Origin of the sequence: Pelotomaculum sp. FP, from assembly GCF_004369245.1 — a bacterium.
Classification (GTDB): Bacteria; Bacillota; Desulfotomaculia; order Desulfotomaculales; family Pelotomaculaceae; genus Pelotomaculum_C; species Pelotomaculum_C schinkii.
In genome coordinates, this window is sequence record NZ_QFGB01000090.1 from 1 (window position 1) to 10,833 (window position 10,833).

10 protein-coding genes are annotated in these 10,833 nt (G+C 49.2%); 1 reads left to right on the forward strand and 9 read right to left on the reverse strand.

Translation table 11 applies throughout. The features are described from left to right. The first annotated feature begins 408 nt into the window (after positions 1–408). Positions 409–873, forward strand: a complete 465-nt coding sequence (locus Psfp_RS20120) for an N-acetyltransferase (RefSeq protein ID WP_134220297.1) — start codon at positions 409–411, stop codon at positions 871–873. Between the two features lie 97 nt (positions 874–970). On the opposite strand, the gene alaS is transcribed toward Psfp_RS20120, so the two are convergent. From alaS to Psfp_RS20160, 9 genes are all read right to left on the reverse strand, one after another. Further along, on the reverse strand, positions 971–3,604 hold the full coding sequence (gene alaS, locus Psfp_RS20125; protein ID WP_134220303.1) for an alanine--tRNA ligase: 2,634 nt from the start codon (positions 3,602–3,604) through the stop codon (positions 971–973). Positions 3,605–3,922: 318 nt separating this feature from the next. Next, a complete protein-coding gene (locus Psfp_RS20130) occupies positions 3,923–4,963 on the reverse strand; it encodes an AI-2E family transporter (protein WP_348981174.1) in 1,041 nt (346 codons plus the stop codon). 61 nt (positions 4,964–5,024) lie between these two features. Then, positions 5,025–5,213 (reverse strand): hypothetical protein, encoded by a 189-nt coding sequence (locus tag Psfp_RS20135; RefSeq protein ID WP_134220298.1) that lies wholly within the window; start codon positions 5,211–5,213, stop codon positions 5,025–5,027. A 24-nt stretch (positions 5,214–5,237) separates the two neighbouring features. After that, the gene (locus Psfp_RS21925; RefSeq protein ID WP_190238792.1) at positions 5,238–5,411 is read right to left on the reverse strand and encodes a hypothetical protein; all 174 of its coding nucleotides are present in this window, start codon (positions 5,409–5,411) and stop codon (positions 5,238–5,240) included. Between the two features lie 91 nt (positions 5,412–5,502). After that, positions 5,503–6,597, reverse strand: coding sequence for a tRNA 2-thiouridine(34) synthase MnmA (mnmA, locus tag Psfp_RS20140; protein ID WP_134220299.1), 1,095 nt, complete (start codon positions 6,595–6,597; stop codon positions 5,503–5,505). Positions 6,598–6,693: 96 nt separating this feature from the next. Beyond that, a complete protein-coding gene (nifU, locus tag Psfp_RS20145; RefSeq protein ID WP_134220300.1) occupies positions 6,694–7,065 on the reverse strand; it encodes a Fe-S cluster assembly scaffold protein NifU in 372 nt (123 codons plus the stop codon). A gap of 290 nt (positions 7,066–7,355) precedes the next feature. Next, positions 7,356–7,808, reverse strand: a complete 453-nt coding sequence (locus Psfp_RS20150; protein ID WP_134220301.1) for an Rrf2 family transcriptional regulator — start codon at positions 7,806–7,808, stop codon at positions 7,356–7,358. Positions 7,809–7,941: 133 nt separating this feature from the next. Next, the gene (gene nifS, locus Psfp_RS20155) at positions 7,942–9,144 is read right to left on the reverse strand and encodes a cysteine desulfurase NifS (RefSeq protein WP_134220302.1); all 1,203 of its coding nucleotides are present in this window, start codon (positions 9,142–9,144) and stop codon (positions 7,942–7,944) included. Between the two features lie 219 nt (positions 9,145–9,363). Further along, positions 9,364–10,659, reverse strand: a complete 1,296-nt coding sequence (locus tag Psfp_RS20160) for a replication-associated recombination protein A (RefSeq protein ID WP_134220305.1) — start codon at positions 10,657–10,659, stop codon at positions 9,364–9,366. Positions 10,660–10,833: the final 174 nt, after the last annotated feature.

Sequence of the window (10,833 nt, forward strand, 5' to 3'; positions counted from 1 at the left end):
ACATTATAACACATTACGCAAAATTACTCACTAAGAATTGGAGAGAATTTGACATTTTTTTAATAAAAAAAGCCCTGTTTTCAAGGCTTGTAGAGATTTCTATATTAGCGCAAGTGTCAAAGACCCGATAGGTAGACCACCTTCCAAAACTTTATTAATACTAAAACAAAACGACCGGATAGTAGCATTTATTTACTTTTACAACAGCAGTGACTTCACTGGTTGATAACTAGTTTTATCATAGACCAAAATTACCGTTTTGGCAAAAGTAATCAATTATTATTAATATTCTCCAGCATTATTTCTTTTCCTTCATTCTTAAAATCTACTTTAAAAGATGATTGTACGTCCTGTTTAAAGTAATATATAATAGTGACCGTATTAATTATGAAGGGTGACATGCTGCTGATGGAATTTGTTAAAGCCAAAATTACCGATGTTGAGCCAATCCATGCTTTGATCAACTATTATGCAGAAAAGGGCCTGATGCTGGCCAGACCCCGGACCATGTTATATGAAAGCCTGCGGGAGTTCACCGTAGCCAGGGACCAGGGCAAGGTCGTGGCGGCAGGTTCTCTACACATTATTTGGGAGGACATAGCAGAAGTCAGAGCCCTGGCCGTGGCGCCTGAATACGCTAAAAAAGGTGTGGGACGCAAGCTTGTCGATATGTTCATCGAAGAAGCCGGAGAACTGGGGCTTCCTCGTCTCTTTGCCCTCACTTACCAGCAGGTCTTTTTTGAAAAATGCGGTTTTCATGTAGTCCCCAAGGAATCCCTGCCCCAAAAAGTCTGGAAGGAATGTGTCAATTGTCCCAAGTTCCCCAACTGTGAGGAAATTGCCATGATTTTAGATGTTCAAATACAAGGCTAATTATTACTTAGTATTGCCAGACACTAACAATTATTTACATATCGTAAATAATGAACCCCCGGCCTAAAAAGCCGGGGGCGTTTTTGGTCGTGGACAATTATTTTATTTGTTGTTCCGCTACCATATAGGCTTGTTCCAGCGCTTCGGAGAGCCTGGCGGGTACCTTGCCGCCGGCTTGAGCCATATCGGGACGTCCGCCTCCGCTGCCGCCTACGACTGCGGCTATTTCTTTGATCAGCTTGCCGGCATGCAGGCCGCTACTTTGCAGGTCTTTTGTGACCGCTGCTACCAGGCTGACTTTATCCCCCATGACGCTGCCCAGGACAATCACACCGGAACCCAGCTTGTCCCTCAAAAGATCGACCATACCCCTTAAGCTGTCCATATCGGGCGCTGCCGCCTGTCCCGCCAGCACCGTGACACCCTTGATCTCTCTTTTGCAGTCGAGCAGGTCCTGGACCTGATATTTGGCCAGTTTGGCTTGCAGGGCATCGCTCTCGTTTTCCAGCTGCTTGATAGTCTGCACCAGGTTTTCGACCCGGTGGAACAGTTCATTGGGAGCGGCCTTTACCAGCCCGGCCACAGCCTCCAACTGCTCTTCCTTGGCGTTGATATAGCGCAGGGCGCCTTCACCGGTAACAGCCTCAATACGCCGCAGTCCTGCGCCGACACTGCTCTCGCCCACCAGTTTAAAAAGTCCCACCTCGGCGGTCGAATGCAGGTGGGTCCCGCCGCACAGCTCCATGCTGAAGTCGCCCATCTTGACAACCCTTACCCGGTCCCCGTACTTTTCGCCAAAAAGGGCGGTTGCTCCCATATCCCGGGCTTCATCCAGTGTTGATACCTGGGTATCGACAGGCAGGTTGGAAAGAACAGCCTGGTTGACCATCTCCTCAACCTTACGCAATTCCTCAGGCGCTACAGCGGTATAGTGAGTAAAGTCAAACCTCAGCCGGTCAGGTTCCACCAGAGAACCGGCCTGGTTGACATGGGCGCCCAGGACTTCCTTGAGGGCCTTGTGCAGGAGGTGGGTGGCGGAGTGGTTGCGGCAGGTCGCCATTCTCCTTTTTAAGTCAACAGCTACGTCAACCTGCTGGTTTTCCTTTATGATCCCGTCAATAACCCTGCCGCGGTGGACAAAGAGATTTTCAACAGGCTTTACTACCTCGATGATTTCAACTTCCAAACCCGATCCGGTCAAACGTCCCCGGTCGCTGACCTGGCCGCCGGATTCCGCATAACACGGCGTTACGTCCAGGATAAATTCTATTTCCTCACCGGCGTTCGCTTCCTTGGCCCTTTTGCCGTCCTTAAATATCGCCAGCACACTGGCCCGATCCGACAGGGATTCATAGCCGGTAAAGTTGGTTTCTCCCAGCTCTTCACGCACTTTCCTGAATTCGGCATCCCGCTCGGATATATACTCAGTTTCCTGCCGGGCGCTGCGGGCACGGCGACGCTGCTGCTCCATAGCTTCGGTGAAACCGTCCGTAGCAACAGTTAAGCCCTGCTCCGCAGTCATTTCCTGAGTCAGTTCCAGAGGAAAACCATAAGTATCGTAAAGTTTAAAAGCATCCTCACCGGAAATAACCGAGCCACCGGCTGATTTTGCTTCCTCGATCAGCCGGTTAAGTATTTCAGTTCCCTGGACCAGAGTTTCCCCAAAACGATCTTCCTCGGTCCGGATCACTCTCAGGACGTGCTTTTCCCGATCGGACAATTCAGGGTAGGCGTTGCTCATTTGCCGGATTACTGCTTCTGCCGCCTTGTGCAGGAAGGGCTCGTGAATGCCGAGAAGACGGCCGAAGCGGACCGCCCGCCGTAGCAGGCGGCGGATTACATAGCCGCGGCCTTCGTTGGAAGGCAACGCCCCATCTGAAATGGCAAAGGTAATCGCCCTGGAGTGGTCGGCTATAACCTTCAAAGCCAAATCAACCTTTTCATCCTTGCCGTAATCCATGCCGAAAAGCTCAGCGGTAAAATCCATGATCTCGCGCAAAAGGTCCGTGTCGAAATTGGAGGGGACACCCTGCAGGACGGAAGCCACCCTCTCCAAACCAAAACCGGTGTCTATACCTGTGTTGGCCAGGGGCGTGTAATTGCCCTCCTCATCCTTGAAATACTGGATAAAAACCAGGTTCCATATCTCCAGGTAACGGTCACAGTCACAGCCGACACCACATTCCGGAGATCCACATCCTCTCTCAGGTCCCAAGTCCACGTAAATCTCTGAGCATGGACCGCAGGGGCCGACCCCGATCTCCCAAAAATTGGTATCCTTGCCAAGCCTGACGATACGTTCGCTTGGCACACCCACGCTCTTATGCCAGATATCATAAGCTTCGTCATCGTCCAGGTAAATAGTGACCCAGAGCTTGTCAGCCGGCAGACCCAGATTTTCGGTCACGTATTCCCAAGCCCAAGGAATGGCAGACTCCTTAAAGTAGTCTCCGAAAGAGAAATTGCCCAGCATTTCAAAAAAGGTATGGTGTCTGGCAGTCCTGCCGACAGCTTCAATATCGGGAGTCCGGAGACACTTCTGGCAGGTGGTTACCCTGTTGCATTCAGGTTTGGCGGCGCCGGTAAAAAAGGGTTTAAAAGGAACCATGCCGGCAGCAGTCCATAGTATACTGGGATCATTGACGGGTATCAGGGAGGCGCTCGGTAAAATCTTATGTCCCTTGCTTTCAAAGAATTTCAAAAAGCTCTCCCTCAGTTCATTACCAGTCATCAAGATGAAAACCCTCCCGCTTTTATATCGGCATCATTTTACAAGATGGCCGTCTTTGATGCCATTTCCAATCGTTCGCAGGCCGCAATCTACAGGGTACAAGCATCAAACCGTGCTCCTCAATAAAAAGAACCTTCCCCCTAAAGAATATCCCTACGGGACAGAAGGTTCTCCAAGGCGCCACCCCGATTAGTACGGATTTTATCAACCAGCAAACGTTTTGGAAAACAACTCATACTTTTGCGCTATAATTATACAAAATATACCTGTAAGGTGTCAAGAATTCTAATATTTCAAAAGAAATCGCTAATATTCATTTTAATTGAGGTTTTTTATTTTTGCATAGGCAAAACTCACGATTACCTTTAAAACAGCCGCACAGGGTATCGCCAGGAGCATTCCCATTAGCCCATACAGTTCTCCGCCGGCCAGTAAACTAAAAATCACAAGCAGCGGGTGCAAACCAACCTTGTCACTCATTATCTTGGGTGAGATGATGTTGCCTTCCAATTGGTGAATGATAATAAATACCACCGCCACTTTGAGCGCCAGCCATTTTGATTTTAAAAGCGCTACGACTATGGCAGGTACGGCGCCGATTACAGGTCCGAAATAAGGGATTAACTCGGTCACTCCCGCAATAAATCCAAGCATAAGCGCAAAATCTACGCCCAGTAAAGCCATGGAAACAGCTGTCAGCACACCGACAATCGCTGCCACCAAAAAATACCCTCTGATAAAACTCGCCAGGACCTGGTTGATCTGCCTAAAGAGCCCGGTAATTTCATCTTTAAGATTTACCGGCAGCCAGGCTACCGCTTTTTTTGATATTGAATCGAGGTCTTTTAATAGATAAAATGCCAGTACGGGAGCAAGCAGGAGCTTAAAAACATAGCCCACCAGACCGATTAGCACTGTCACCGCAGTTCTTACCCATTGAAGAACGTATTCTTCCAGCATAACTACCCTTTGGTCAATAATCTCCCTGACCCCGTCGGGAATGTTCAGGACACTGTAATGATTCTGGATGGATTGAATAACCTGCTGGGTTTGAGCTATGTAAAGTGGAATGGTTTCCTCCATGACGTAGAGTTGCTTTAAGACCCGCGGTATGATGTAGAGAAAGATGCCCGCGACCACGAAGGAAAGGGCCAGATAAGCCAGCAGTATGGCATAGCTGCGGGGTGTACCCCTTCTTTCGATTGCGTTTACGACCGGGTTCAGGAGATAAGTTAAAAGGGCGGCCAGGATAAAAGATACCATCAGCCCCTTTAGCAGGTAAAAAAAATATACTAACATCGCTGCGGCAAAAATAAAAAAAATCAGCCGAGGCAACCCTTTTTCTATGTGATAGTTCAAATATCCTCACCACCAACTTAAAAAAGTGAGGAGTTTTTATCTCCCCACTTTTTTTAAGTATCTATTTAATAAGGTCGTTTACTGTCTTCGAAACACCCCGGAACATCCTGCGGGCTCTCGAACCTGCCCGCCCGGTCCTATACCCCAGCAAACCCTTTTTCTGGCTGACCCTATTACTTCCGGCCATCATACTAATGGCTGCTCCGATTATGCTCCCGGCAATTATGCCCCTCCAAAACCCTGAACGCATATTAGGACACCCCTCTTTCCGTCACTAAAGTAAGAATTCGTTTTGCGGGTCAAAAGCAACCAGGCTCCCGTCCTCAGCCACCTCGTAAATCTGCACGCCTTCTTTATTGATCCGGTATTCAACACAGCAATCCCAGCAGTAATACTGATCCATTCCCACTTTACCAGTGGCTTTACCGCCACAAGACGGGCAATTCAAAGTTTGTCGCCCCCCGTACAAAAATCAACCATTTCTTAATGGCTATTATGTCCATGTTATTGATAAAAAATGCAGCAAAAAAGAATAAAGCTCATTCGGAGCCGGCGCGCTCTATGGTAGCTCCGCCAACCAGGTAATCTCCCTGGTAGAACACAACAGCCTGTCCAGGGGTAATTGAGCGCTGCGGGTTATGGAAGTGAACATGCAGCCGGCCACCTTCCAGAAGTTTGAGAGTGGCTGGTGACGAGCTGCCATTATACCTTACCTGAGCCTCAACTTCTAACGTTTTGGTGATCGTATCGTATAAGACCATGTTAACATCTTCGGCGATTAAGTCAGTATCAAGGATGGCTTCTTCCGGACCCACGGTGACGGTATTATGCTCCCGGTCTATATTTACCACGTAAAGACGCTGCCCTCCCGCCAGACCCAGGCCACGCCGCTGGCCAATCGTATAAAAAGGGATGCCCTGGTGTGTACCAATAACCTCCCCTTTCATGTTCAGGAAGGGTCCCGGCTGGATATCCGTTGATTTCCCACGCAGGAAATTGCGATAGTTGTCATCTGCCACAAAGCATATCTCTTGACTTTCTGCTTTGGCGGCAACGGACAGACCCAAATCACCTGCTATTTTGCGCACCTGGTCCTTATTGTACTCACCCAAAGGCATCAAGGTGCGGGCTATCTGCCGCTGGGTCAGGCTATATAAAACGTAGGTCTGGTCCTTTTTTTGATCGTGCGCGCGCCGGACCGTATAGCGCCCGTACGTTGGACTGTACCCCAACCTGGCGTAATGGCCGGTGGCGATATAATCGGCGCCCAGCGCCATCGCCTTATCCAAAAGAGCTTCGAACTTGACATAACGGTTACAGGCTATGCACGGGTTGGGTGTACGGCCGCGCATATACTCGCCAGTGAAGTATTTAATTACCCTCTCCTCAAAAATGTTACGAAAATTCATCACATAGTAGGGAATGCCAAGTTGTGAAGCCACCCGCCTGGCATCCTCAACAGCAGTAAGGGAGCAGCATCCTACGTGCTCCCCCTCAACTTCTGTGATACCGGAATCCCAAATCTGCATGGTTACACCAATTATTTCATACCCCTGTTCCATCAAAAGCGCGGCGGCAACTGAACTGTCAACCCCGCCGCTCATTGCTACAACAACCTTTTTTTTAGCCGTCACAGGATCACCTTTATATAAATGACTTTTACGCTGCTATGAAAATACATTTTCATCATGCGTGGTGCCGTTGGCGGCATGGGCAATACCCTGCCAAACTTATACCGCCTGCTTTTTCTTGTAATCCTCAATAGCCTTCTTTAAGGCGTCCGCAGCCAGGTTGGAGCAGTGCATTTTTTGGGGAGGAAGACCGTCCAGCATCTCGGCCACTGCTTTGTTGCTAATTTGCTCAGCCTCATCCAGGGTTTTACCTTTTGCCATTTCCGTAACCATACTACTGGTGGCAATAGCGGCGCCACAGCCAAAAGTCTTAAATTTTATGTCCTTAATAATATTGTCTTCAACCTTTAAGAATATTTTCATGATATCCCCACAAGTTGGGTTGCCAACCTCTCCCACACCGCTTGGATCTGTTATTTCACCGACATTCCTGGGATTTGTAAAATGCTCCATGACTTTATCGGTATACATAATTTTCAGGACTCCTTTATTATAGTTTTTGGAAAGCCCTAATTATATAATTTGGGGCGGGATACACTGTACAAACAAATTCATATGGGCTTAATTTTTTGTAAAACAATTCTTTGCCCTTAAGTTTTGTCTCCGCAAATAAGCTTTTTGAGATAAGTGAAACATTAGCATTCTTGGCCTCACCTTGTCTCATCAATACGGGCGCCATACATTAGTATACATATTGGGATGCATGACTATTTTCATAATAATTTGCACCCACACTTATCATGGGATGCAATTTTTAGTATCTATTCGCCCTTTGGAACCTCCTTGCAGCACATCCCGGCTTCCTCAGCCTCGCTGCATAAGTCCGCCAGGCTGATTCCGTCCAGCACTGCGGCAATACCGTCCCGCACCCTGGCCCATACCGTCCTGGTTATACAGTAGTCCGCTTCGTCGCAGCATCCCTGGTCCTCTTCGCTAACGCAGTAGACCGGCGCTATTGGCCCCTCCAGTACCCGGACTATATCTCCCACCCTAATCAAACCAGGCTCCCTGGCCAGGATATATCCTCCCTGAGCGCCCCGCACGCTTTTAACCAGGCCGGCTTTGCGCAACATGGCCATGAGCTGTTCCAGATAGTTTTCTGAAAGATGCTGGCGTTCTGCCACACTCTTTAAAGGAATTGGCTTAGCGCCGTAATGCTGCGCCAGGTCAAACACAGCTTTTAAACCATAGTGTCCCCTGGTGGAAAGCCGCAATTTATGCACCTCCTGAAAATAACGGAGCATCCCGGGTTTCATAGCGCATTAACAGGATATAATCATCCAAATACAAGTTTCTCTCAAGATACATCACCTGAAGCAAATTAGCCAACCCGCCAGCCGGACAAAGTTATCTGCACCATGTTTTATCACAGGTTTCGCAATCATCCGATACCTTGTGGTAAAGCGGCGACATTGCTCTAAGACGATCAATGATGGCAGGCAGCACTTCCAAAAAATAGCTGACATCCTCCTCGTTGTTGTCTTTACCCAGTGTAATGCGGAGTGAGCCATGGGCAATTTCAGGGGGTATCCCCATAGCCAGGAGGACGTGGGAAGGTTCTAAAGAACCGGATGTGCAGGCGGACCCACTGGAGGCCGCCACTCCCTGTAAATCAAGGCTCAGAAGCAACGCTTCCCCTTCAATAAACTCAAATGCAAAATTAACATGGTTGGGAAGGCGCTTGGTTGGGTGTCCGTTGAGACGGACATTGGAGTAGTTTTCCATAACCCCCTTAATAATTTTGTCACGCAGCAAGGTGAGCCGCGCCGCCTCATCTGCCATGGTTTCCATAGCAATTTCGGCCGCCTTGCCGAGGGCGGCTATACCCGGAACATTCTCAGTACCAGGGCGGCGCTTCCTTTCTTGCCCGCCCCCGAGGCTGATCGGCAGCCAGCGGACGCCCTTCCTTATGTAGAGAGCGCCAATTCCCTTGGGCGCATAGATTTTATGCCCGCTTATAGAAACAAAATCAACCAGCAGTTCATCTACGTTTACAGGAATCTTGCCAAAGCTCTGGACAGCGTCGGTGTGAAAAAGAATGCCTTTTTCCCTTGCCAACCGGCCTATTTCGTGTATGGGTTGAATGGTGCCGACCTCATTATTGGCATGCATTATGGTAATCAATATGGTCTTGTCAGTAATTGCCGCGGCAACGCTGTCAGGGCTGACCATACCATCCGCGTCTACCGGCAATACTGTTACCGCGAAACCTTCTTTTTCGAGGGCTTTACAGTTATCAAGGACCGCGTGGTGCTCCACCGAACTTGTGATAATGTGGTTTCCTTTGTTGCGGTTGGCATAGGCCACACCCTTAATGGCCATAAGATCCGACTCGGTGCCGCCGCTGGTAAAGATTACCTCTTCCGGCCTGGACCCGATCGCCCTGGCCACCTTTTCCCTGGCTTCCTCCACTGCCTTCCTGGCCTCACGGCCAAAAAAGTGTACGCTGGATGGATTGCCGAAGGTTTTATTTACGTAGCGGTACATTTCCTCAGCTACAGCCGGATGCACCGGGGTAGTCGCACTGTGGTCAAAATATACCCTTCGCATAAAATTTCCTCCCTTTTAATGATTGGCCCGCTGTCAATTCCTTGATGGATTATTCTTGAATATTTTATTCCTACGAAAACCGTCGGGTATAATGGTAATATTAGCACAACACACTCCGGTTGTCAATTTTCCCGGCACATTTCTTGTAAACACTAAAAAGCCCTGCCTGACCCATCCGAAAAGGGCTTGTCAAACAAGGGCCTTGGAATGCATTTATAATTATTTATTGTTTTGTTTTTCCATCCTGCTCTTAATTTCCCGCTCCAAACCATTACCGGAAGGCTTGTAAAAATTTGACCCTATTAGGCTGCCGGGCAAATATTCCTGCTTGACGTAATTACCCTGATAATCATGAGGATATTTATAGCCTCTGCCGCTGCCCAACATTGTCGCCCCCCGGTAACCAGTCCCCCTTAAATGGGCGGGTACCGGCTCAACCCGTTCTTTTTCAACTGCCTGCAGGGCACCGTTTATACCTGCCACTACAGCATTGCTTTTGGGGGCGGTTGCAATATACAGGGCCGCCTCGGCCAGCACAATCCTGGCTTCAGGCATCCCAATCCTTTCAACCGCTTGTGCTGCCGCCGACGCAACTACCAAGGCTTGCGGATCAGCCAATCCTACGTCCTCGGCGGCATGGATCATAATACGGCGGCAAATGAATTCCGGATCTTCACCCGCATAGAGCATCCTGGCCAACCAGTACAGGGTGGCATCGGGGTCAGAGCCCCTCATACTCTTGATAAAGGCAGATATCACGTCGTAGTGTTCATCTTCCCGGTCATACTTCAAGACTCTTTTTTGGATGGACTCCTCCGCCACCTCCAGGGTTACCCGCCTTACCCCGTCATCACCGGGCATAGTGGTCATAACCGCTAGTTCTATGGCATTCAGAGCTACCCGCGCGTCACCGTTGGCTATACCGGCCAGGTGGTCCAGCGCTTCAGGACTTACCTCGGCATGATATGAGCCCAATCCTCTCTCTTGGTCCTGAAGCGCTCTTAGCAGAATACGCCGGACTGACGCTGTTGACAGAAGCTCAAAACGGTACAACTGGGAACGGGAAAGCAGCGGGCGGTTGACTGCAAACATAGGGTTCTCTGTGGTTGAGCCGATCATAATCACCAGGCCATTTTCCACAAATGGGAGCAGCGCATCCTGCTGGGCTTTATTAAAACGGTGAATTTCATCAATAAACATAATTGTTTTTTTATTGTAAAGAGAACGTCTCTCCCTGGCCTCCTCAATCACCCTTCTGATATCGGCTACTCCTGCCATTACTGCGTTGAGAGTTTCAAAATGAGCCCTGGTCATACCGGCGATTATAGTAGCCAGGGTGGTCTTGCCTGTGCCTGGCGGGCCAAAAAAAATTACTGAGGCCAGGCGGTCAGCTTCGATGGAGCGCCTCAGCGGAGTCCCTTTACCCACGATCCCGCTCTGTTCTTCAAACTCATCCAACGTCCTGGGCCGCATGCGCAGGGCCAGGGGGGCATTTTGTGTTATTTTTTTGTCCATAGCATGAACAAATAGATTCAAACCGGTAATCACCCTACCTTTAGTATAATCGAGTAGGGTAGCGCCGCAGTAATTTTCTGCGGCGTTATCCCTCTCACAGAACCGGACTTACGGGCCTCGTATCCGGCTCCTGATAAACCTCAGTCACTTCTCCCAAAAGTGATGCAAAATGCC